The sequence below is a fragment of the Pseudomonas algeriensis genome, assembly GCF_048847255.1.
Taxonomy (GTDB): Bacteria; Pseudomonadota; Gammaproteobacteria; order Pseudomonadales; family Pseudomonadaceae; genus Aquipseudomonas.
This window is the reverse complement of sequence record NZ_JBKKRK010000016.1, coordinates 45,314-68,014: the sequence shown is the minus strand read 5'-3', so window position 1 is coordinate 68,014 and position 22,701 is coordinate 45,314. Positions and strand designations below refer to the sequence as shown.

Annotated in this window: 17 protein-coding genes; 5 read left to right on the top strand and 12 right to left on the bottom strand. The window is 63.5% G+C overall.

The window, feature by feature from the left end; translation table 11 throughout:
* Positions 1 to 226: 226 nt before the first annotated feature.
* A complete protein-coding gene (locus ACLK1G_RS20855; RefSeq protein ID WP_420767148.1) occupies positions 227 to 610 on the top strand; it encodes a DUF6124 family protein in 384 nt (127 codons plus the stop codon).
* Between the two features lie 539 nt (positions 611 to 1,149).
* Here ACLK1G_RS20855 and tagQ read toward each other — a convergent pair.
* The 12 genes from tagQ to tagH form a co-directional block, all read right to left on the bottom strand.
* A complete protein-coding gene (tagQ, locus tag ACLK1G_RS20850) occupies positions 1,150 to 2,091 on the bottom strand; it encodes a type VI secretion system-associated lipoprotein TagQ (protein WP_420767147.1) in 942 nt (313 codons plus the stop codon).
* Between the two features lie 85 nt (positions 2,092 to 2,176).
* Positions 2,177 to 3,904: a formylglycine-generating enzyme family protein gene (locus ACLK1G_RS20845; RefSeq protein WP_420767146.1), complete on the bottom strand. Its 1,728-nt coding sequence runs from the start codon at positions 3,902 to 3,904 to the stop codon at positions 2,177 to 2,179.
* Positions 3,897 to 5,093 (bottom strand): ABC transporter permease, encoded by a 1,197-nt coding sequence (locus ACLK1G_RS20840; protein ID WP_420767145.1) that lies wholly within the window; start codon positions 5,091 to 5,093, stop codon positions 3,897 to 3,899. Before ACLK1G_RS20840 ends, ACLK1G_RS20845 begins: the two co-directional genes overlap by 8 nt.
* Positions 5,093 to 5,809 (bottom strand): ABC transporter ATP-binding protein, encoded by a 717-nt coding sequence (locus tag ACLK1G_RS20835; RefSeq protein ID WP_420767175.1) that lies wholly within the window; start codon positions 5,807 to 5,809, stop codon positions 5,093 to 5,095. The genes ACLK1G_RS20840 and ACLK1G_RS20835 overlap by 1 nt, the downstream gene beginning before the upstream one ends.
* Entirely contained in the window at positions 5,809 to 8,871 is a 3,063-nt protein-coding gene (locus ACLK1G_RS20830) for a serine/threonine-protein kinase (protein WP_420767144.1), read from the bottom strand. The genes ACLK1G_RS20835 and ACLK1G_RS20830 overlap by 1 nt, the downstream gene beginning before the upstream one ends.
* Positions 8,868 to 9,599 (bottom strand): PP2C family protein-serine/threonine phosphatase, encoded by a 732-nt coding sequence (locus ACLK1G_RS20825; RefSeq protein WP_420767143.1) that lies wholly within the window; start codon positions 9,597 to 9,599, stop codon positions 8,868 to 8,870. The genes ACLK1G_RS20830 and ACLK1G_RS20825 overlap by 4 nt, the downstream gene beginning before the upstream one ends.
* Complete coding sequence (gene tagF, locus ACLK1G_RS20820) at positions 9,600 to 10,253, bottom strand: type VI secretion system-associated protein TagF (protein ID WP_420767142.1); 654 nt, start codon at positions 10,251 to 10,253, stop codon at positions 9,600 to 9,602.
* Entirely contained in the window at positions 10,250 to 13,750 is a 3,501-nt protein-coding gene (gene tssM / locus ACLK1G_RS20815; protein WP_420767141.1) for a type VI secretion system membrane subunit TssM, read from the bottom strand. Before tssM ends, tagF begins: the two co-directional genes overlap by 4 nt.
* Entirely contained in the window at positions 13,747 to 15,051 is a 1,305-nt protein-coding gene (locus ACLK1G_RS20810; RefSeq protein WP_420767140.1) for a DotU family type VI secretion system protein, read from the bottom strand. The genes tssM and ACLK1G_RS20810 overlap by 4 nt, the downstream gene beginning before the upstream one ends.
* A gap of 6 nt (positions 15,052 to 15,057) precedes the next feature.
* Positions 15,058 to 16,392 (bottom strand): type VI secretion system baseplate subunit TssK, encoded by a 1,335-nt coding sequence (gene tssK / locus ACLK1G_RS20805; protein WP_420767139.1) that lies wholly within the window; start codon positions 16,390 to 16,392, stop codon positions 15,058 to 15,060.
* Between the two features lie 15 nt (positions 16,393 to 16,407).
* Complete coding sequence (gene tssJ, locus ACLK1G_RS20800) at positions 16,408 to 16,914, bottom strand: type VI secretion system lipoprotein TssJ (RefSeq protein WP_420767138.1); 507 nt, start codon at positions 16,912 to 16,914, stop codon at positions 16,408 to 16,410.
* A gap of 67 nt (positions 16,915 to 16,981) precedes the next feature.
* Positions 16,982 to 18,409 carry a type VI secretion system-associated FHA domain protein TagH gene (tagH, locus tag ACLK1G_RS20795; RefSeq protein WP_420767137.1) on the bottom strand — a complete coding sequence of 476 codons (1,428 nt, stop codon included), beginning with the start codon at positions 18,407 to 18,409 and terminating at the stop codon, positions 16,982 to 16,984.
* Positions 18,410 to 18,813: 404 nt separating this feature from the next.
* Here tagH and tssA point away from each other — a divergent pair, with 404 nt between their 5' ends.
* From tssA to ACLK1G_RS20775, 4 genes are all read left to right on the top strand, one after another.
* Complete coding sequence (gene tssA / locus ACLK1G_RS20790) at positions 18,814 to 19,839, top strand: type VI secretion system protein TssA (protein WP_420767136.1); 1,026 nt, start codon at positions 18,814 to 18,816, stop codon at positions 19,837 to 19,839.
* Positions 19,840 to 19,921: 82 nt separating this feature from the next.
* The gene (gene tssB, locus ACLK1G_RS20785) at positions 19,922 to 20,437 is read left to right on the top strand and encodes a type VI secretion system contractile sheath small subunit (protein ID WP_186633609.1); all 516 of its coding nucleotides are present in this window, start codon (positions 19,922 to 19,924) and stop codon (positions 20,435 to 20,437) included.
* Between the two features lie 12 nt (positions 20,438 to 20,449).
* Entirely contained in the window at positions 20,450 to 21,946 is a 1,497-nt protein-coding gene (gene tssC / locus ACLK1G_RS20780) for a type VI secretion system contractile sheath large subunit (protein WP_030138240.1), read from the top strand.
* A gap of 225 nt (positions 21,947 to 22,171) precedes the next feature.
* Positions 22,172 to 22,660 (top strand): Hcp family type VI secretion system effector, encoded by a 489-nt coding sequence (locus ACLK1G_RS20775; RefSeq protein ID WP_420767135.1) that lies wholly within the window; start codon positions 22,172 to 22,174, stop codon positions 22,658 to 22,660.
* Positions 22,661 to 22,701: the final 41 nt, after the last annotated feature.

Here is a 22,701-nt window from a genome sequence, read left to right as displayed (position 1 = left end):
CGTCATCGCAAAAAAACGATGACACGGACGTGCAAGTCCGGACTGGTACGCAATTGGTTATGGCTATTGATCGAGCATTTTTTTATGCTCGCGTCCGTTATGGCAATTGTGCGTGGGAGACCTTCGGGTCTGCCGGGAGTACCAGCCGGTCTTGCACACCTACGTACAGTTGCCACCTCTTCGAATGCAAGCGAAAGGATGTCGACCCCAACTCTGGTACATAGATATGGTCAAGCATTCACCGAATCCCCCGCAAAACGAACACAAATCCCGCGTCGAAAAACTTGAAGAAAAACGCCTCGAAGACGCCACCAACCGCGCCCTCGACTACTACCTCAAGCCCCACCCCGCCTCACCGCCAGAACCCGATAAAGACCAGCTCTTCATCGTCTCCCCCCACATCGATACCGAAACACTGCTCGCCAACGCCTCCGAAGACCTGCTCTCCATCAGCACCATCGCCGCCGACCTGGCCGACGACATCGACGAATCCCGCCGCTGTGTAGCCCTGGCGATCAGCCGTATGGCCGATGGGGTTCAGTTGTTGGTTGAGCGCGCGCTGGATCATTTGGAGACGAAGGGGGTGGCGGCGTCTGCAGCCAAGGGATAGGACGGACATAGTGGCAAGCTGAACCGACGCCTTCGTCGGATCGCCGCCCGGAGCAAGCTCGCTCCCACAAGGGATCGGGTTGTCGCAAATATTTCAGTCACCACAAAACAAATGTGGGAGCGAGCTTGCTCGCGAAAGCGGTCGATCAGTCGCTATCGATGCAAGCTGAACGGCCGCCTTCGCGAGCAAGCTCGCTCCCACAGGGGAAACGCGGTCCCACCGAGAGCCAGGTCGGCTTCAAGGCCGCCTCGGCTCGGCTTTTGATCTGTCAGGCCCCGTTAACCACGATGGCCGAACGCAGGCATTGTGGAGTGGGCAACCCGGCATGGATGCCGGGTTAGCCGCGCTGGGTCATGGATGACCCTTCGCGGCGGGCCCACGGAGCAATGCCGGAGTGAGGGCATGCCGAGCCTAGGCGAGGCACCGAGTGGTGGGGCCAAGCCTTTTTTGCTCACTTTTTTTGGCGTCTGAAAAAAAGTGAGTCGCCGTAAGGGCGAAACCGCCAGCCGCCATCACCGCAGCAACGGATATGCCCCCAATCAAACATTCGGGCAAGGCACCGGAGCCCAGTCACCCAAGTCCGGATTCTTGCACATGCTGTTCACCTGCGTAGTACCCGCGCTGGCAACCTGCTTGCTTTCATCCTGCTTGGCCTTGGCGGTCTGCAGGGTTTTCTCGGTGGCGACCGCTTCTTTCGGCACGGCTGGCAGTTCTTTCTTTTTCGCCGGCGTCACTTTCTTCTTGGTCTTGGTGCTGGTCTGCGCCGCCACAACCTGCGTGGTGTCAGCAGTGGCCACGGTCACCACGTCAGTACGCTGCACACCCACTTGCTGCAGGTCCTTCTCGTAGGCCTGGGTGTAGTTGTTCAGGTCTTCGGAAGCCTTGCCGTTCACCGCGACGATCAGGTCATTGGATTCTTTCAGGCCGGCAACGATTTCCGCCAGGCGCTTGCGGCCTTCGGTGTCGTTGACGGTCTTGGCCTTGCGGTCGGCGACCAGTTTGCTGAACGCGTTCTGGTAGCACTGTTGCGACGCCTTGGCGTAGGCGGTGCTGCGGTCGATGTCCGAAGCGCTCTTGCTGACGTCGGCGGCGTAGGAGGCGATGCGCATGTTGTCATCGGCGATCTGCTTCTGGCGCTCGGTGTAGTAACCGGTAGCGCCACCGGCCAAGGCGCCGCCCGCGGCACCGATGGCGGCGTTACGGCCACGGTCTTCCTTGTCGGCGGTCAAGGCGCCCAGCAGCGCACCACCGACGGCACCGACGGCTGCGCCGGTGACGACCGACTTGGTCATGTTCCCTTCGGTGGAGCGCAGGTGCTGCACCGGCTCGTAGCAGTTGGGGTAGTACTCGACCTTGGTGCTCGAAGCGACCTTGGACGTCGGCGACGAAGCGCAGCCAGTCAGTACGGTGCTGAAGCCCACAGCAACCATCAGCAAATGACGCTTGGAAACCGAAGCAAAAGGTTTACGGGAGAAAAGCATAGTTGTGTTCTCGTTTAAGTTTTGACCAGCTCAGCACGGCCCCATCGCCGCCTGAGTCCCTTCCAAGCTCGCTGACAACGAACACTCAAGACCGCTGAGCGCTCGATGCGAGCAATTGCTTCAATATCGCCGCCGGGTCGGCTCGTTTCTGCTGACGATAATCCCCGACATGGCGAACGAATAACGTTGCACGCGCCACCAGGCTCTTGCCCAGTACCGGTTTGCGCTCAAGCTCTTCCTTGATGCGCTGGAATTGCGCCTGGATCACGGCATCGGTGTAGCGTGTGCCGGTCGCCAGGTTGTCGATGTAGATCGCCACCGCGCCGTCCAGCGCACTGCGACCATTTTCAATGGCCGTGGCAAACAGCGTGGCGCTGGCGTCGTCCTTGGCATCCAGGGCCGCCTGCCGACTGTTCTGCAGGTTGGTCAGGCGAATGTTGTAGTTGTTGATGGTCTCGGCCACCAGGGCCGAAGACTGGATCAGGTTGCCCGCCGCTTCCTCGCGCTGTTGGGCGATGAGCGAGACGTTGCGCTTGAGCTCTTCGTTGACCAGGCCCAACTCCGCTTGAAGGCGCGGGTCGGCGCTGGCGGCGATGATGCTGTCCAGGCGCTTGGTCGGGTCTTCGGCGTCGTCGATGTCGTCGGTCAGGGACGCGAGCCGGCCCTCTTTCTGCCACTGGGCGAACAGTTCCTTGTAGCGCGAACGCGGCGCCGACAACGCGCCGACGGCCACACGGAAACCGGTGGTTTCGTTGTTTTGCTCGGTGCCGTCCGCGGCGAACAACGGGTACTCGCGGCGCATGCCGGTGAACAACGTGCCCTCGCCTTCCAGGTAGTTGCCGCCCTTGACCACGAAGCCGCCATAGGCGCCCTGACGGCGACCGGCGTGCACCAGTTGGAATGATTCCTGGACCATTTCGGCGGCGTTGCCCACCACGTCGAACAGGCCGATGGGGTTCGGCAACTTGGTGCCGATGGGCATCAAACGCGCCGCTTGGCCCGTGCCACCGGCGACTTGGTTGAACACTGCCCAATCGGCCAGCGGCCCGTCGCTTTCACTGCCTTCAAGGCGCCGGGGGAACAAGCGCCCTTCCAGGTCCTGACGGCTCACAGCTTGCCCACCTCGGGCGGCGAATTCCCACTCCACTTCGGTGGGCAGGCGCACGAAGCCCAGGCCGCCGTCTTCGGCGGATGCGCCGCGACCGCTCACTGGCAGCAGGTCCTTGTGGTATTTCATCAGCCAGGCGCTGTACACCGCCGCAAAGCGCTCGGCCTCGAATTTCGACAGTTTCACCTTCGGCAAGCGCCCGGCCATACCCTGGGGCAACTCGGCTTGCAAGGCTTCGCAGGCCGGCGCCGGCTCGCCGCTGGCCAGGGATTGCGCCTGGGCCATGACCTGAGCGTACTGGCGAGCGGTGACTTCGTATTTGCCGATGAAGTACAGCATCGGCTTGAGCGGCGTCTTGGCGTCGGTCTTGGGCATCAACGGCGTGATGGTCTTGTTCCAGTCCTCGGGCAAATCCTTGAGGGTGAACTGGCCATTGATGAAGTCACGCCGGTAGCCGGAAATGAACGACTGCTGGTAGCCGGCCTCGCCTTCGCTGAACGGGTAGCCGAGGCTGATCTCGCGGTCGTCCAGGGTCCCTTGGGCAAGAATGTAGACGTAGCGAAACACCATCTGCCCTTCACACGGCAGCGGCAGGCTGACGTCGTCGGGCAACGGCTTGGGGTTGTCCAGCTTGTCCGTGCCTTCATCGGCACAGACCAGACCGGCCAGGCTCAGCGCCACGGCGGCGCCCAATAACTTATACATCGCGAATTCCTTCACATGCCTGGATGCGCGCCACCCGCCAGCCGCCACACGCCGCCGCGACGGCGCTGATGCCGAGCACGGCCACCAGGGCCAAGGTGTAATGACGCACCAGCAGATGGCTGGCGTACTCGCCGGGCATCTGCGCAAATAAATAATTGAGGCCCGACTGCGCCAGGCCATACAACCCGGCGCTCAGCAGGGCCGCAAACGTGGCGCTGTAGAGCGCCTGCAACACCACGAACAACAACAGCGCCGCCGTGGACACGCCCAGCAGGCGCAGCACCGACAGCTCCCGACGCTTGCGCTCCACCGCTGCCAGGGCCCCGGCAAAAATCGCTGCGAACCCGCCGGCCAACGCCAACCCGGCGATGATCCAGAACACGATCGACAGGTTGCGGCTCAACGATTGCACCTGTGCGATGGTCTGGGCCTGGGTCGACACCAACAGGTTCTGCCCGGCGAAGTACTGGCGCAGCGGCTCGACATCACCAAGGTTGAGCGCGTACAGGCGAAACGCCGGATAGACCCGCTGCCCAACCTCGCCCACTGCATCGCCCGGCCAGCCGAACGCGGGCACGGCACGGCCGTCGCGGTAATCCTCGGCGGCCTCCAGCAACGCCAGCGGGGCAAACAGGCCGTCCCGGGCGAAGGCTTCCAGTGGCAGCACATGCATCACCTGCACGCGAGTGCGCTGCGCCTCGCTGCGACCGGCCACTTGCCGGCCGAAACCGGCCTGCAACCAATCACCGGCCTTGGCGCCGAGTTTCTCGGCGGCGGTCTGGCTGAGCACCACTTGATCCAAGCCCTGCGGCACCGGCAGGCGATCGAACAAAGGGTCGCCAGCGGCCGTGGGAATCATCTCGACCGTGACGGCGGCAGCCTCGCTGCTCAGATCCGCCGTGGCCGCGATCTGTCGGGTGCGCGGCAAGGCGAAGGCGACGTCGCTGCGCTGTCCCAATTGCTCGACGAAGGCGGCACTGAAACGGCCACCGCCCAACGGGATGATTTCCCGGGTAGCCGGGTCGTTCTGCAAACGTTCGGTCAGGCTGCTGACCAGGCCGAACTTCAGGCCGAACAGCACCAGCAACGGCGCCACCACGGCCACCAACGCCAGCACCGAACACGCCGACAGCCAAGCGTCGTTGCGGTAATCCTGCCAGGCCAGGGAAGCCACCAGCGCGCCGCGCATCAGCAGGCCTCCCCGAGCGTAGCGGTGACGCCGCCGTCGGCATCGCGGCGGCAACTGATGCGCAGCACTTGCAAGCCGCTGGCGCGGGCCAGCGCCTCGTCATGGGTGGCGACCACACAGCAGACACCCTGCTCGCGGGCCTGGGTGACCAACAACTGCATGACGCGCTCGGCGTTCAGCGGGTCGAGGGCGGCGGTCGGTTCGTCGGCCAGCAGCAGGCGCGGGCCATGGGCCAAGGCGCGGGCGCAACTGACCCGCTGGCGCTGGCCGACGGAAAGATCCGCGGGTTTCTTGTCCAGTTGATCGGCAATGTCCAATTGTCCGGCCAGGCGCTTCACGCTGCCGTCATCCTTCAAGCCCAGCAGTTTGCGCGACAACGCGATGTTGCCGCGTACGTCCAGGAAGCCCAGCAGGCCACCGGTTTGCAGAACATAGCCCAGGTGGCGGCCGCGCAACTCAGCCAAGGTGCCTTGTTGCGACGTGCGCCACAGTTTGGCGATGTCCAGCGGCGCGTTGGCCGGCGTGAAGTCGAACTGCCCCGCCTGATCCGGCGCCAGCACCAGCGCCAGCAAGTCCAGCAAGGTGCTCTTGCCGCAGCCGCTGGGACCGACCACCGCCAGTTGTTCACCGGCGCGCAGTTGCAGCCGTGGAATCACCAGGCTGTAGCGTTGGCCACCGGCGCCCCGGCTCTTGTGCACTGCGCTCAGGTTCAGCATCACGGCAGCGTCGACAACGGAACGCGGTACAAGGCGTCGCCCGGCTCCGCATCGCCGAAGCGCACCCAATTGGCGAGGTCGTTGTGGAAGGTTTCGTAGAGGCGGATCTTTGATTCCAGCTCGTCGATGAAATCCTCCTGCTCGGCCACGCTCAACGACAGCCACAAATCCTGGGTCATGTTCAGCGATTTGCTGCGGTACGGCAGCCCTTCCAGGTACTCGCCGAGAATCCCACCCGTGGCGAGGATGCCGCCTTTGCGCAGGGCCGATGGGTCGCGGCTCATATAAGCGCTGGCGCTGGCGATTTCCTGGAAGAAATCCTTGGGCGAGCTCTGGGTTTTGCGGGCCGCGTCGACGATGAGTTTCAGCGATTGCTGCAGGTCGTTGAGTTGCAGCTTGGTCAGCATTACGCAGACCTGGAATGCCGGCAGCGCCGGGTTGGTCAGGTCGCGGTCGGCGGTCCAGGCGCTGACCAATTGCGGCGCCTGGCTGGCGGCTTTGCGCCCCAGGAAGTCCATGTGCATCGCGTAGCCGACCGCTGCCGATTTGTCGGCCAGGCTCGGCGCGGCGCTGAGCAGCGGCACGCTTTGCGGCTTGTTGCTGCGCACCTGGTGGACGAGGTCGGCGAACACCGAGCCGATTTCGTCGACCCGCTCGCCGAACTTACGTACGTCGGCACCCGGCACCGCAATGTACAGGTCACCGATTTGCGGGTTGGCGTCGGCAGTCAGTGTGCGGTACTGGGACTGTGCGCCGGCGTGGGTTTTCTTGCCGGCGTCGCTGAGCAGGTGCAGGGCGTATATCTTGATTTGCTTGCCCAATGCCGCCTGGCGCACTTCGGCCTCGTTCATTTGTGTGGCGGCAAATGGGTCGTTCTTGCGCAGCGCACCGGCGTCGGTGACGAGCAGGATCAGGCGGCCGCCGTAGCCGGACCAGTCCATCCCTTCCACCGCCTCCATGACACCGGCAAACGCATCTTCATTAAACGAATGGCTCGACACGGTAGATGCCTTGACCTGCCGCGCCATCTCCAGGAAGCGTTGCGGGTCGCGGCCCTGTTCCAGGGTGATCAAGGTCTTGGCGGTGTATTCCAGGCCTGGGGTTTTCTTGATGCTGCTGCGAAAACCCACCATGCCGAAACTGACGCTATCAAGCTCGCCACGTTCGCCGATGCGAGTCTGCAATTGATGCACCACGTCACGGACCTGATCGATGTAGGGCTGCATGGACACGGTGGTGTCCACCACCAGCACCACGGCGGTACGGAACGCGTCGGCGTTGGCGGCGGTGACCGGCGTGTTGGTCGCAGCCTTTTGGGCGGTGCCAGGGTCGATGGACGCCACGTTCAGCAACTGCACCGGCTGTCCGTTATCGTCGAAGCTCTCGCGGGAATCGAAGATTGGCAGCAGATAGAACTGATTCTGCGGCACGGCGCTGGCAGCCGGCTCCAGAGCCAGCACTTGCTGATCGTCCTGGGGGTTCTGCTGAGCTTTGAGCAACGCGTTTTTGGCGGCGGCCGGGTTGGCCAGTAACTTTTCCACTTCGCCGGGCTGACGCAGGAACATCACCGGCGCACGGCCGGAGCGCTCGGTGAACTTGAGCACCAGGCTCTGTTTCCAATCGCTGACCTGAGCGGCGGGCAACCAGCCGTCGCTGCGCCCGTCGGTGGCGGCGCCGACGCGCACCCAGGCGCTGCCGTCCACGTCCTTGCGCTGGTAGACGTACAGCACGGAGAACGCCGGCAACGCCTTGCCCGGCGCAGCGCCAGGCTCGGCGGCCAATTTGGCCCCCGGTTTGCTGAGCACGCGCTGGAACAGGGTCTTCTTGCCAGCCATCAGCAGCGGACGCTGGCCGCCATCGGCATCGGTCACCACGGGCGGCTTGACCGCAGGTACGTCAGGGGCTTTCGGCGGGGTGACTTCAGGGGGCTTGGCCGAGGTCGTCTTGGCAATCGGCGTTTTCATCTCTTTGCCGTCATTGCCAGACAACCACCAATAACCCGCGCCACCCAGCGCCAACGCCACGGCCACCGCAACAGCCGCGAGGGCAAACACCGGACCCTTGCGTTGCTCCGAAACCGTGGATTGCGCTGTTGGCTTGAGCGGCGGTGGCACAGGCTTGGGTTGTGGCGGCGAGTAAGCCGGGCCGCTGGGAATGTCGATGGACATGGGCGTCAAGCCCGCCAGGTCATCCACCGCAGGCGGCACGACCGGCAGTTCAAACGACAACGGCCGGATCAGCGTCGCTTCCGACGATTGCTCCGGCAAGTTATCCAGCGCCCGCAGCAGCGCCGCCGCATCCGGGAAACGCTCCGCCGGATCCTTCGCCAGCAACTTGCGCAGCACGTCCTGGTAACGGCCATGGTGCACCGGCAGTTCCGGCAAGGGCTCGGTCAGGTGCGCCAGGGCCGTGGACAGTGCATCGTTGCCGGTGTACGGCAACTTGCCGACGAGGATTTCATAGAGCACCACGCCCAAGGCGTACAGGTCGGCGCGACCGTCGATGTCTTGCCCACGGGCCTGTTCCGGGCTCATGTAGCTCGGTGTGCCAACGGCAAAACCGGCTTGGGTGAACTGGGTGCGGTCGTCCAGGGATTTGGCGATGCCGAAGTCCGACAGCACCGCCGTGCCGTCGGCGCGAAAGAGGATGTTGGCCGGCTTCACGTCGCGGTGGACCAACCCCAAGCCGTGGGCATACCCAAGGGCCGAGGCGATCTGGCGAATGTAGGTCAGGCCCTGCTCCGGCGTCAGGCCCGCGGCGATGCGTTCCTTGAGCGTGCCGTTGGGCAGGTATTCCATCGCCATGTAATACAGCTCACCGACGTTGCCGATGTCATGGATGGTGACCGTGTGCGGGTGGGACAAGCGCGCCAGGGTCTTGCCTTCGCGCAGGAAACGCTCGCAGAACGTCGGGTCGGCGGCCAGGGCTGCCGCCATGACTTTCAATGCCACCTTGCGCTCCAGCGAACGCTGGGTCGCCAGGTACACGCTGGCCATCGCGCCTTCGCCGATCTCGCCGTCGATGTCGTAACCGGGGATGACAAGGTTAAGGGTCAAGCTCATGACGGCACCTTCACGACGACCACGGTGATGTTGTCCGGCGCGCCGCGCATCAGGCCCAGGGACACCAGGCTACTGGCGATCTCGCCGGGCTCGTCGTGGCTCAATACTTCACGGATTTCCTGGTCCTCGACGGTCTTGGTCAGGCCGTCGCTGCACAGTAGGTAGCTGTCGCCGGGCACCAGCAGCAATTCGGCCAGCGCCAGGTTCAGTTGCGCCTCGACGCCGATGGCGCGGGTGACGATGTTGGCGCGTGGATGCACGCGGGCTTCGGCTTCGCTGAGCAGGCCGCTGTCTTGCAAATCCTGAACGTAGCTGTGGTCCCGGGAAATGCTTTCGAGCACGCCATCGCGCAGGCGATACAACCGGCTGTCACCGGCCCACAGGCACATGCCGCGCAGGTCGCGGGCGGCCAGCACCACCACGGTACTACCCATCATGGTCACGCCACGGTTGGCGGTTTCTTCGCGCACGGCGGCGTTCACCCGCAACAGGTCGCTTTGCAGTGCCGCGATGTATTCATCCAGGGAACGGCCCACGGCAATGCTGCGCAGGCTGTCGATGATCAGGCTGCTGACGTAGTCGCCCGCCGCGTGCCCGCCCATGCCATCGGCGACCACCCACAGGCCGTTTTCAGGCATGTCCAGGCAGGCATCTTCGTTGACCTGGCGGACCATGCCGACGTGGCTCTTGCTTGCAGACTTGATTGCTTTTCCGGCACTTGGACGCATCTACACAACACCTTCTTGGCCGAGCAAAAATTGCGCAAAATCAGCCGCCGCCGGTAATCCTTGGCAGCGCATCAAACCGGGCGCGATGCGCTCCGAACCCAGGCCCCACCACAGGCTTGCGCCTTCACAGGCCGACTCGGCCAGGGCGCTCATCCTTCGCTGCGGATCGGTGGCATCGAAACGATGCAGGCTGGCGAAGCGACTGCTCAAGGTGCGCGGCAGGCACATTGGGCTGCCAAGGGTTTCAAGCTCTTCGCTGAACGCTTCGAAACTGGCTTCCACGCTCAATGTGCTCAGCAACAGGTTCTCCACTCGCTCGAACCAGTCGTCCGCGCCACCGACCACCGAGGCTGGGTCCGCCTCCGCGTCCATCAATACCGCGACGGTCAGCGGGAAATAGCGCCCGACCCGGTCGATGCTGGGCATCACCACCCCGACGGCAGCGTCCGGGCCGCACACGCCGGGCGCGACCATGAAGCGCCATAGCGGGCTGACCAGATAGGCGTCCAACCAACGCTCGCCGAGGCTGCTCTGGCTGGCGAGCAAACCCGCCGCCAGCCAGGAGTCCCACGGTTTGATAAAACTCTGGGGCAAGCCTCGGCTGACGAAATCCCCGCGGCTGGCCAACTTCCCATAGAAGCCCGGCGTACTCATAGACGCTCCGGCAGGCTGAAGCCGCTGAGCACGCGGCTCTTGAATGGGTTGAAAGCACTGTTGGCCCGCAGCTCATAAGAGGCGCTTGCGCCATCGACCCGCAGGCGCAGGTTGAAGCGATCCGGCGAGTTGCCGGCGGTCAGGTCCGATTGTTCCAGCAGCCGGAACCAGGCCCATGGCCCATCCAGGGTGATACCGGAACGACCGCTGGAGGAAGGTGGCATGATCGAAATCCGCACCACGCCGATGCTGCCGGGGTTCGGCCACTGCAGCGCGGTCGGGCGGCTCGGGCCGTGGTCGTAGCTCAGCTGCTGACCGTCGAGGTCGAGCAGGAACTGGGTGATGGTCGAATCCATCGCCACCGGCTTGAGCTCGAAGCGCACCATCGGCTGGGTGCCGCCGGAGCGGAAAAACGCATCGCGGATGGTCGCCGCGCGCTGGAAGGTCTGCAACACGCCAGGAGAAATCCCGAGCTTCTGCGCCGCGCCCGGCTGCCAGCGCCAGGTTTGCGTCGAGGTATCCACGTACGGTTGCAGGTACTTGCGGAAGTAGTTGTCCATCACCCCGCCGACGCCGAAGAACTGGCCGAAGTCATCAAGGGTGGCGTCCCGCGCACTGCCTGGCGACATCGGGTAACGCCCGGCCAGGGACTGGCGGTAGATGTTCACCACTTCGCTGGTCCAGGCCGCGTTCAGTTGATTGCGCACCCCGCCCATCATGGTGTTGGTGGTGGAATTGACCACTGACTTGACCAAGCCCTGCACAAGTGGCGGCTGGCGTTCGGCGTTGAGGCTCACCCGGGTAGCGGCGGCCGACGCCTGGTTCTTGGCCTCGCCGAGCAAGGCATCGCCGCTGGCGCCGACCATGGCGCTGACTTGCACGTACAGCGCGTTCATGTCGGACAACAGGCCGTCGATGGCCGCCGGTTCGCCTTCGTTCTTGTTGACGATGCTGTTGAGCTCGGCGAAATGCGCGGTGATCGGATCATCGCTCGCCGTCGGCGCGTTCGACGTCGCCTGTTCCTGGCCGAGCAGGCTGCCGAGGCGCTCCTTGAGCTTGTCCACGCTGCCCTCCACCGGCGCGCCTTGGGCGGCCAGCAGGCGCTCATCCTGTTGCAGGTCGGTTTCCTTCGCCACTGCCACCAGCAGTTTTTTCAGCGGCGAGGTCGGGCCGGAAATCACCCGCAGCACATCGGCGGCCTGGGCCACGCTGGTGATCGGCACGAAGTCGATGTCGGCCAGCAAGGCGTCCCATTGGCGCATGTAGTCCTGGAAATACAGGCGACGCACATCGGCGGCCAGGCTGGCGACGTTCTGTTGGTCGGCCTCTTCATGGCCCAGCACCCATTGCTCTTCAGCCAAGGTGCCAGTCTGGCTCAGGCTGCTGAGCAAAAAGCCCTGGCGATACCCTTTGACCGTGAAGAACCCACTCAACGGTTCGCCCAACGGCTTGCCGCTCTTGCGGCTGAACACCAGCGCAGCGTCACGCCCGGCGGCTTCGTTGATGCGGAAGTCCGGAATGCCTTCTGGCAGCTTCTGGCGCTTGATGCGGTCGTAGACGCGCTGGGCCACCGGCAACTGTTGCAACTGGCGGCGCAGGTCTTCGATCAGCCGTGGGTCCAGGCGCGCGGTCGGCGGACGCCGTTCGAACAGTGCCTGCAAATGTCCGGTCAGGGCTTGGCGCTGCTCGGCTGGCAAGTCCCGTGGCAAGCTGCGATCCCAATCCAAAGCGATCCAGGCCTTGATGAAGTCGGCGTCGTAATGCTCGTTATCGGCGAGCATCAGATAGGCCTTCAAGCCTTCGTAGAGGAAGTCCGAATTGCCGCCGCTGTGCAGTTGCTCTTCGATGCGCGTCAGCAGGCGTGGCGCGAACACCGCGATCAACAGCTTGCGGTAGACGCTACCGGACTCGGCTTCCAGCATGTCGCCCTGATAGAGGCCCAAACCTTCAGCCCAATCGGGGGCGTCGTCGGCCAGGTGTTTCACGGCGTTGAGCAACGGCAACACCGCAAGCACGTCGCGCTGGGCCGGGCTGAGGTTCTGCACGGTCTGGCCCAGCGGCGCGACCTTCTGGTCGACCTGGGCGATGTAGGCCTGGTTGGCGCGATAGCTGACCCACCACAACGTGCTGACCACCAACACCAGCACAACGGTGGACGCGAGCACGCCACGAGCGATCCACTTGCGCCGGCGCTCGACTTTCGGGTCCACCCCCACCAGCCCGCGCTCGGCAAACGCCACGGCGCTGAACAGTTTTTCGATGAAGTAGCTGCGTCCGGTGCCGGTCTGGCGCGCCAGGTGCTGGCGGTCCAGGTTCATGCTCTGGGCCATGGAGCCGATCAGACGATCGATCGGGCTGCCTTCCTGGGTGCCGCTGGTGAAGTACACACCGCGCAGCAATACCCGCTCTTCAAAGGCGTTGGGTTTGAACACGCCGTCGAGGAAGCTTTGCAGGCAATCCTTCAACGCACCGAACTGCTGCGCGAAGCCGTAGATCAGGTCGCGCCGCGCCGGGTCGCGCTCTTGTTGCAAGCGCTCGACCAAGCGGTCGTTCAGGCGCTGTTCCAACAGGGCGAATTCGCTTTGCAGGTGCGCCAACGGACTGTCGTTGCTCTTACCATCGTCCAGGGCGAAGGTCATGCCCCAGACCTGGGCGCGTTCTTCCTTGCTCAGGCTATCGAAGTACTCCATGAAGCCTGGCACCAGGTCGAGCTTGGTGAGCATGAGGTAGACCGGGAAACGCACGCCCAGTTGGGTGTACAACTCCTGGATCCGCAAGCGAATCGCCGCGGCGTGGGCCGCGCGTTCGGCGTCGCTGCCCAGCAGCAGGTCCGAGAGGCTGATGGCGATGAACGCGCCGTCGATGGGGCGACGTGCCCGTTGTTTTTTCAGCAGGCCGAGGAAGCCCAGCCATGCTGCCTTGTCGACGACCGCGTCACTGTCCTGGGTGGTGTAGCGGCCAGCGGTGTCGAGCAGCACGGCCTGGTCGGTGAACCACCAGTCGCAGTTGCGCGTACCGCCGACGCCGCGCACCGCACCGGCGCCGAGCTGCGCGGCCAACGGGAAATGCAGGCCGGAGTTGACCAGCGCGGTGGTCTTGCCGGAACCGGGCGGGCCAATGATCACGTACCACGGCAGCTCGTAGAGGTTGCGCCGCTCGTCACCGCCGAGCTTGGCTTTCTTGAGCAAGGCCAAGGCTTCGTCCATGCGCTGGCGCAGGGTTTCGAGTTCCTCGGCGGTGGCGATGCTGGTGGGGTCCGGCGGCGTCTGCGCGGCCAGGCTGCGCATCACTTCGGCGGCTTGGCGCCGAGCCTGGATAATGCGCAACACCCGGTAGGCGATCCACACTGCGAACACCAGAATGATCAACGCCCAGCGGCGGCCTTCTGGCACCAGCCAATCGAGCAGCGGCCCAAGGAACCAGATGATCAGACTGAGGGCGATCAGGCCCAGCAATGGAATGACCCAGCGGATCATGAAACTGAAAAACGCCTTCACTCGACCCCCTCCGCCAACACTGTGATTTCAACCCGTCGATTGCGCGCGCGCCCCTCGGTCGTGGCGTTGGACGCCAGCGGCTCGGTGTCGCTGCGACCCTCGGCGCTGAAGCGCTCGGGTTGGCCGGTCTTGGCCGAAAGAATGTCCAGCACCGACCGGGCCCGCGCCTCGGACAAGGCCCAGTTGGACGGGAATCTCAGGGTGGCGATCGGGCGATTGTCGCTGTGGCCAGTCACCAGCACCTGGCCCTTGACCTTGCGCACCGCGTCAGCGATGCGCAGCATCAGCGGTTGGAAATCGTCTTTGATGCTGGCGCTGCCGGAGGCGAACAGTTCATCGCCACGGATGGTCACCACCGAGCGATCGACGGCGTCTTCCACGGCGACCTTGCCGGAGCGGATTTCGTCGGCGAGGAAACCGGCCAGGCGGGGGCGCTCGATCACTTTGGGCTGGACCACGGGACGGTCGATGGTCTGCACCGGGATCTCACCGAGGAAGTGGATGTTCTTGAATACCGGCTCGGCGTCGGAGGCCAGCTTCATGCGCAGGCCGAACAGCAGCGCCAGCAGCAGCGCCGCGCCGATGGCCAGGGCGATCCACGGCGGCATGAATTGCGCCAGGCGATCACGGGCCACGGTGACACCGCGCCAGTGCGGCGACAGCTCGCGCTCGTAGTCGCCACGAGCGCTGCGAATGACGCCCGCGGTACGCTCGCGCAACGCCTCCAATTGACTGCGGCCGTCGTTCATTACCCGATAACGGCCTTCGAACCCGAGGCACATGCACAGGTACAAAAGCTCCAGCAGATACAAGCGCTCGCGCGGGCTTTGCAGGCAGTGCTCCAGCAACTGGAACACCTTCTCGCCGCCCCAGGCTTCGTTATGCACGGTGATCAAAAGGCTTTGCTTGCCCCAATCGCTGGTGCCACCCCATGGGGTGCTCAACACCGCTTCATCCAGGGCGGTACACAAGGCGTAGCGGGCCAGCAACACGTCGTTGCGCACCACGCCGGCGGCCTCGGCGCGCTCTTCGAACTGGCGCAGGTAGGCCAACAGTTGCGCGCGCAAGCTGGCCGGCGCCGGATGGGCGATGGTGTTGCGCAAGCGCGTCAGCAGAGCCAGCAACGGGCCGGCGGCGCTTTCCAACGGGTTGAGGCCCTGGGCCTTGCCGGTCAGGACCGGCGCGGCCGGCATCGACAACGGCGCGGGCGTCGGCTGTTGGCGTGCCGGGTCCGGACGGAACGGATCCGCGCCGCGGCCACCGGGCGTCGGCATGAACTGGGTACGATCGTCGTTGCTCATCGCGGTTTATCCTCGGATCGCCCAGAACGCCAGGTTCAGCCCCGGGAACTGGCCGGCGATGTGGAACGCAAAGCCGCCGGAGTTGCTCAACTGCTGCCAGTGATCGCTGCCCCGGTCGAGCTCGTAATAGGTGGAACCGGCGTGGTACGGCAGTTGGCGTGGCGCTACCGGCAACGGCAGCAGGCCGATGCCCGGCAATTGCAGGTTGACCAGGTCGCGGATGTGCTCCACCGAGCCGACCTTGCTCTGCTGGCCGAAGCGGCCGCGCAGGGTTTCGGCGGGCACGTCGGCGCGTACCACCAGGATGAAACTGGCGCTGTCGAGCAGGGTCTTGTCGGCCAGCATCGCCACGTGAATGCCGTAGGCTTTTTCAACGATCGGGATCGGCGTGGCCTTGCTGTCGATCAACATCGACAGGGCCTCACGCAAGGCCTGCATCACCGGCGCGTAGCTGAGCGCCAGGTCATCGTGCTGGTACTGCGGATAGGGCTGCGGCCGCCGTGCTGACGCGGTAAAGGTCGAGAACTCTCCCGCCAGGCTGACCAGTTCGCTGTAGAAGCGCTCGGGGTGCAGCGGCGTCAACTGGCTCAGGTGCTGGATCAGCGGCTGGGCGCGGTTGACCAGTTGCAGCAGCATGAAATCAGCGATCTCCGAGGCGCCACCGGCCCCCGAGGCCACCACCCGCCCGGCCAAGGCTTCACCGCGTTGATGCAGCAGGCCCAGCAGTTCGCTGCGAAACGCCGCCAGTGGCTTGGAAGCCGCCACATCCAGCAGCGGTGGAATGTAGCTGTCGTCGAGGACCAGGGCCCGGTCGGCGCGTTTTTCCTTGATGCGCACCACGCCAATCGCGGCGTAGTCGCCGATGCCATCCTGTTCGGTCAACAAGCGCAACGCCCGGGAACCCACGGCCACCGGCGCGCGGTTTTCGAACGGCGCGTTGTCGTCGCGCACTTCACACACCTGGCTGACATAACGCGCAGCACCGAGGTCTTCACCTTCGTCCACGGTGTCGCGGGCACCGGCGCGCTTGAGCGGCAACGCCAGGTACACCACGCCATCGCGCAGGTTGTCGTCGATGTTCAGTGGGGTCGGCGCCAAATCATCCTGGGGAATGTTGAACGGCGTGCCGTCCGGCAGCAGGCCCCGAGCCGAGAGGATGGCCAGCTTGCCCTGGGCCAGCAGGCCCTGGTCGATCAGCAATTCGGAAAAACCCCAGGCACCGGCCGACAAGGGGCGGCTGCGGGCGTCGATGAGGTTTTCCAGGTAACGGTCATGCTGCTGGAAGTGCTGCGTTCCAATGAACATGCCTTCCGACCAGACCACGCGATTGTTCCAGGACATGGGGGCTCCGATTCCTTATTGGGCAGGGCTGGATGGGGGAACGACGACGGCGCTGCGCACGGCGCGCACGTCGAGGCTGATCTGGTATTCGGTGTATTCGCGCGCCGGTACATTCATCACCGTGCGCCATAGCGACTGGTCCAACTCGCGATAGCCCACCAGTATTCCGATGTGCCGAGTGGCCGGGTCGAGCTCACGTTTCAGGCTCAATTGCTGGTCCGGCTGGATCAGCACTTCGTCCTGGTCGATCAGGTCCGCACCGAGCGTCGCCTGGGCCCGCTCGGCCAAGGCGAAATAATCGGCGCGGCCAAAAGTGGCCGCATTCTTCAGTTCAAAAATACGCACCCGCACCGGCGCTGGCTGGCCGGAGGCACCGGGGTTGAGCCCGGCGATGGAATGGAAGTGCAGCTCGATGGCGGCGGTGTCGGCCTCAGCTTCTTCGGGCTGGGGTTGGGCCGCATCCTTGGCGCACGCCGTCAGCAGAAGCGCTACGGCGACTGCGAGTAAAAACCTGGGGATCATCCTGCGTCCTCAATGACGTTTGAGCTATCCGTTGTTGTCTTGATCAGTATCGTTAAGGCGGCGCCGCTCAACGGCGTCGCTGTCGTGTGCTGTGCTCTTCGTAAGCGCGGCTGAACTCACGACCGAACAGGTCCTGGAAATCCTCTTGGGCTTCCCGGGAAATGTTGCTGTAGAGCTCGGTGAATTGCTGCCAGTACTGGGCCTGTCGCGAGCCGCTGAAAATGCCTGAAAGTCCACCAGGCTTGGCCATGCGTTCTTCCAGTTGCGCCGGCTCGAAGCGCGCCAGCAAATGCTTGATCGCCGCTTCCACGCCGGCCATGACCGCCAACTGGTGGGCGCGCAGATCATCGAAACTGTCACGCACCGCCACGTCCGGGGCCATGAATGCCTGGTTGCCATGGCGCAACAGCAACAGCAGGGCTTCATCGACATTGGGGGCGAACTTCAGCGGGTTGTTTTCCACCGGCTGGATCATCGTCTGCTGGATGCGGAATTCACCCTTGAGGCTGCTGCGGGCGCGCAGTACATCGATCAGCCCTTCGACCATCAAGCGATAACTGCGCCCGATGCTCTCCATCTGCGCCTCGGCGTTGGCCTTGTCCAGGCGCAACTGATCCAGCCCGGCGCCGCGCAGGAAAGCCTGGAGCAGGTCGGGTTGAGAGGTTTGCACCGGGGAGGTCGTCGGTTCGACGCGGCTGAAGGGCGCTTCTGGTCGCGGCGCGGATTCAATCGGCGCAACGACCTCAACCACAGGGATTGCCGGTACGGGAACCGGCTCGGGCAGCGGCGCAACGGGAATCGGTGCCACGGGCGCTGGCTTGTCGCTGAACAGATCCCAGTCTGCCGGAATGACCGGGGCCGGCGTTCCCGCCACTGGCTCGAACACCGGCTCAGCCACAGGCGGGGGGGTCGGGCGGGGGATCGGCGTAGGCGCACGGAAATCGTGCTGCTCGGCCGGCACATGATCCGGCTGGGTCGCCGGCGGGACGCTGGGCGGGGTGAGGAAGTCGAACAGGTCCGGCAGTGTGTCCATGGACGATACGCCCTGGAAGTGGGCCGGCATGGCGACGGGCATCGGCGAAGGCGTATTCACGGATGCGCTCTGACGGCCCATCAAGGCTTCGAAACTGCTGGGGGCTTCGGCGAACGGATTGCTGTCGGTCATCGGCAGGTCGCAGTCGACCCGCGCCTGGATCTCATAATCGCCAATGCGGATGATCTCGCCGTCCTGCAACGGCTCGCTATTGCCTTTGCGCAGGCGAATACCGGCCTTGACCAACTCCACACCGTTAGTGCTGTTGTCGGTTAAGTAATAACGCCCGTCCTTGTATTGGATAACGCAATGCTTGCCCGAGACCAGGCGTTCCGGATCCGGCAAAACCCAATCATTATCGGAACTACGGCCAATTGCCATCACACCCTGACCCAAGGTCTTTTCAGAACATTGTCCGGGGGTAATCTTGTGATAACTAGTGATAGTCAAACACAGCGGCATCTCGCCTCCTTGCTGAATACTTCTTGTCGCTGGCGATACATAAGAACGGGGCCCCGTCGATGCGACATGGGATCCTTGCCTGCGACCGGAACGGCTTTTTGCCAGCATGATCGCTGATCTTAACCGGCCTGCGTGACAAAAAAACCTGTTCCAGTGCCTGCTTCGACCTACGAGTCGCGCGGGTTGTTAAGCACCTCACAACTGTCACATCGGCGAAATAGCTTACCTTGACAACGGATAAGTACTACACCAAAAATGCACAACTTCTTGAATATACATGATGGCACTTTAAGATCACTACGCTCTTATAGCGCCATTATCCTCAAGGAACATGTGAAGTTTCATCCGAAACTTGCGTGTGCACTGCCCGACTTCTTCAGCGGGTGATAGGGAGATCGATCCAAGTGGATGTGCCTTTGTTGCTCGCCGCCGTTTCCGCGAATTCGCCTTGCGGTGAAGACCTGGAATATGACGCGGATTTCTTGCGTCTGGAACGTGATTCCCGAGGCCAGCCCGAACGCAGCATGGGCGATTCGATCCTGCCCGCCGAACCCCCTGAATGGCGCAGCATCCAGCAGCAGAGCCTGGACCTGTTGCAGCGCAGCAAAGACCTGCGCATCACTCATTTCCTGTTGCAGAGCTCCCTGGCCCTGGAAGGCATTCCCGGCCTCGCCCGCGCATTGACGCTGATCAGCGAGTTGCTCAAGCAATATTGGGCCGACCTGCACCCGCGCCTGGACGCCGATGACGACAACGACCCCACCGTGCGCATCAATGCCCTCGCCGGCCTGACGTCGGACGTCACCATTCGCCTGTTGCGCGAGAGCATCCTGGCCCGCTCGCGAACGTTCGGCGCCGTCAGCCTGCGCGCCGCCGCCAATGCCAGCGGCTTGCAAAGTTTCCCCGATGAAAGTCTCGGCGCCGAACAGCTCGCCGGCGCCCTGCTCGACAGCGACCCCGAGCAGCTGGAAGTCATCCGTGCCGCCCTGCTGGAAGCCCGCAGCGCCGCCGAAGCCATCGAACAGCAGGTCAGCGACCAGGTCGGTTCCGCCCAAGGCGTGGACCTCGGCCCGTTGAAGCAGCCGCTGAAAATGGCGTTGCAGATACTCGGTCAGTTCGCCCCGCAGAGCGGCGACAGCGACCTTGCCGATCCTGTCGAAACCGACGACACCGCACCCGTCGAATACACCAGCTCACCAGGCGCGCCCCGCAGTACCGTCCCGGGGGAAATCAACAACCGTGACGACGTGCTGCGCAGCCTGGACCGGATCCTGGCGTACTACACCCGCCATGAGCCCTCCAGCCCGCTGCCGGTGCTGTTGAATCGGGCGAAGAATCTGGTGCACGCCGACTTCGCGGCGATCGTGCGCAATCTGATTCCCGACGGCATGAGTCAATTTGAAAACCTGCGCGGCCCGGAAAGCGAATAAAAAGCGAGCGGATCACGCAGTCACGTCATAGGTACCTCCCGATGACGCCAACACCGTCGCTCAAGCGACCAGGAGCAGCAACGTGGCGAAGCAAAGTTCTCAGAAATTCATCGCGCGCAACCGCGCGCCTCGAGTGCAGATCGAGTACGACGTCGAGCTCTACGGCGCCGAGAAAAAGGTCCAGTTGCCCTTCGTCATGGGGGTAATGGCCGACCTCGCCGGCAAGCCCGCCGAGCCTCTGGCACCGGTGGCCGATCGCAAGTTCCTCGAGATCGACGTCGACAATTTCGACTCGCGCCTCAAGGCCATGCAGCCGCGCGTGGCGTTCCATGTGCCTAACGAATTGACCGGCGAAGGCAACCTGAGCCTGGACCTGACCTTCGAAAGCATGGACGACTTCAGCCCGGCAGCCGTGGCGCGCAAGATCGACTCGCTGAACAAGCTGCTCGAAGCGCGTACCCAATTGGCCAACCTGCTGACCTACATGGACGGCAAGACCGGCGCCGAGGAAATCATCATGAAGGCGATCAAGGACCCAGCGCTGTTGCAGGCCCTGGCGAGCGCGCCGAAGCCCGCCGACGCAGAGCCCAAGGCTTAAGGACTAACAATCATGAACGATTTGGTACGCGACAATCAGCCCCAGAACCTGGGCGCCACCGAAGAAACCAGCGAGTTCGCCTCGCTGCTGCTGCAAGAATTCAAACCCAAGACCGAACGTGCCCGCGAAGCCGTCGAGACCGCCGTGCGCACCCTGGCCGAACAGGCCCTGGCGCAGACCGACCTGGTGTCCAACGACGCCATCAAGTCGATCGAGTCGATCATCGCCGCCATCGACGCCAAGCTCACCGCCCAGGTCAACCAGGTCATCCACCACCCGGATTTCCAGCAATTGGAAAGCGCCTGGCGTGGCCTGCACTACCTGGTCAACAACACCGAGACCGATGAGCAGCTCAAGATCCGCGTGCTCAACATCTCCAAGCCTGATCTGCACAAGACCCTGAAGAAATTCAAGGGCACCGCGTGGGACCAGAGCCCGATCTTCAAGAAGATGTACGAAGAAGAATACGGCCAGTTCGGCGGCGAGCCTTACGGCTGCCTGGTTGGCGACTACTACTTCGACCAGTCGCCACCGGACGTGGAACTGCTGGGCGAACTGTCGAAAGTCTGCGCCGCGATGCACGCGCCGTTCATTGCCGCTGCCTCGCCAACCGTGATGGGCATGGGCTCCTGGCAGGAACTGTCGAACCCGCGCGACCTGACCAAGATCTTTACCACGCCGGAATACGCCGGCTGGCGTTCGCTGCGTGAGTCGGAAGACTCGCGCTACATCGGCCTGACCATGCCGCGCTTCCTGGCGCGCTTGCCGTACGGCGCCAAGACCGACCCGGTGGAAGCCTTCGCCTTCGAAGAAAACACCGACGGCGCCGACAGCTCCAAGTACACCTGGGCCAACGCGGCCTACGCGATGGCGGTGAACATCAACCGTTCCTTCAAACACTTCGGCTGGTGCTCGCGCATCCGTGGCGTGGAGTCGGGCGGTGAAGTGGAAAATCTGCCGGCCCACACGTTCCCGACCGACGACGGTGGCGTGGACATGAAGTGCCCGACTGAAATCGCTATCTCGGACCGCCGTGAAGCGGAACTGGCGAAGAACGGTTTCATGCCGCTGCTGCACAAGAAAAACACCGACTTCGCCGCGTTTATCGGCGCCCAGTCCCTGCAGAAACCGGCCGAATACGACGACCCGGACGCCACCGCCAACGCCAACCTGGCCGCGCGCCTGCCGTACCTGTTCGCCACCTGCCGTTTCGCCCACTACCTCAAGTGCATCGTGCGCGACAAGATCGGCTCCTTCAAAGAGAAGGACGAAATGCAGCGCTGGTTGCAGGACTGGATTCTGAACTACGTCGACGGTGATCCGGCGCACTCCACCGAGACCACCAAGGCCCAGCACCCGCTTGCTGCCGCCGAAGTGATCGTCGAAGAAGTCGAAGGCAACCCGGGGTACTACAACTCCAAGTTCTACCTGCGTCCGCACTACCAGCTCGAAGGGCTGACCGTGTCGCTGCGCCTGGTATCGAAACTGCCTTCGGCCAAGGGCGCTTAAAAACCCACTGAACGTACGCAATAGAACATGTGGGAGCGAGCCTGCTCGCGATGGCAGTGGATCAGTCGCCACCTGCGTTGCCTGACCCGCCGCCATCGCGAGCAGGCTCGCTCCCACAAGGGATCTTCAGCAGTTTGGAGATCACCTTAGTTCCGCTCGGCAAAACAGATTTCGCAAGGTCAGCGTCAACCAAACAACGTGGTAGAGACCACACAGGGAGAAAACATGGCTGTTGATATTTTCATCAAGATCGGCGACATCAAGGGCGAGTCCATGGACAAGGTCCACAAGGACGAGATCGACGTCCTGAACTGGAGCTGGGGCATGTCCCAGACCGGCAACATGCACGTGGGCAGTGGCGGTGGCGCGGGCAAGGTGAGCATCCAGGACCTGTCTCTGACCAAGTACGTCGACAAGGCTTCACCGAACCTGATGATGCACTGCGCCAGCGGCAAGCACGTCGACAAGGTCAAGCTGACCGTGCGCAAGGCCGGCGGCGAAAACCAGGTCGAGTACATGATCATCAACCTGGAAGAAGTGCTGATCACTTCCCTGAGCACCGGCGGCTCGGGTGGCGATGATCGCCTGACCGAAAACGTCACCCTGAACTTCGCCAAGGTGCTGGTGGACTACCAGCCGCAGAAAGCCGACGGCACCAAGGAAGGCGGCCCGGTCAAGTTCGGCTGGAACATCCGTCAGAACGTCAAGGTGTAATCGAACACGCCCCTGGCGCCACGCGCCGGGGGTGTTTGGTG

Bases quoted from the DNA above. Each gene is read 5' to 3' on its own strand.
- ACLK1G_RS20855 (WP_420767148.1), top strand. From the start codon at position 227: ATGGTCAAGCATTCACCGAATCCCCCGCAAAACGAACACAAATCCCGC.
- tagQ (WP_420767147.1), bottom strand. From the start codon at position 2,091: ATGCTTTTCTCCCGTAAACCTTTTGCTTCGGTTTCCAAGCGTCATTTG.
- ACLK1G_RS20845 (WP_420767146.1), bottom strand. From the start codon at position 3,904: ATGTATAAGTTATTGGGCGCCGCCGTGGCGCTGAGCCTGGCCGGTCTG.
- ACLK1G_RS20840 (WP_420767145.1), bottom strand. From the start codon at position 5,093: ATGCGCGGCGCGCTGGTGGCTTCCCTGGCCTGGCAGGATTACCGCAAC.
- ACLK1G_RS20835 (WP_420767175.1), bottom strand. From the start codon at position 5,809: ATGCTGAACCTGAGCGCAGTGCACAAGAGCCGGGGCGCCGGTGGCCAA.
- ACLK1G_RS20830 (WP_420767144.1), bottom strand. From the start codon at position 8,871: ATGAGCTTGACCCTTAACCTTGTCATCCCCGGTTACGACATCGACGGC.
- ACLK1G_RS20825 (WP_420767143.1), bottom strand. From the start codon at position 9,599: ATGCGTCCAAGTGCCGGAAAAGCAATCAAGTCTGCAAGCAAGAGCCAC.
- tagF (WP_420767142.1), bottom strand. From the start codon at position 10,253: ATGAGTACGCCGGGCTTCTATGGGAAGTTGGCCAGCCGCGGGGATTTC.
- ACLK1G_RS20810 (WP_420767140.1), bottom strand. From the start codon at position 15,051: ATGAGCAACGACGATCGTACCCAGTTCATGCCGACGCCCGGTGGCCGC.
- tssK (WP_420767139.1), bottom strand. From the start codon at position 16,392: ATGTCCTGGAACAATCGCGTGGTCTGGTCGGAAGGCATGTTCATTGGA.
- tssJ (WP_420767138.1), bottom strand. From the start codon at position 16,914: ATGATCCCCAGGTTTTTACTCGCAGTCGCCGTAGCGCTTCTGCTGACG.
- tagH (WP_420767137.1), bottom strand. From the start codon at position 18,409: ATGCCGCTGTGTTTGACTATCACTAGTTATCACAAGATTACCCCCGGA.
- tssC (WP_030138240.1), top strand. From the start codon at position 20,450: ATGAACGATTTGGTACGCGACAATCAGCCCCAGAACCTGGGCGCCACC.
- ACLK1G_RS20775 (WP_420767135.1), top strand. From the start codon at position 22,172: ATGGCTGTTGATATTTTCATCAAGATCGGCGACATCAAGGGCGAGTCC.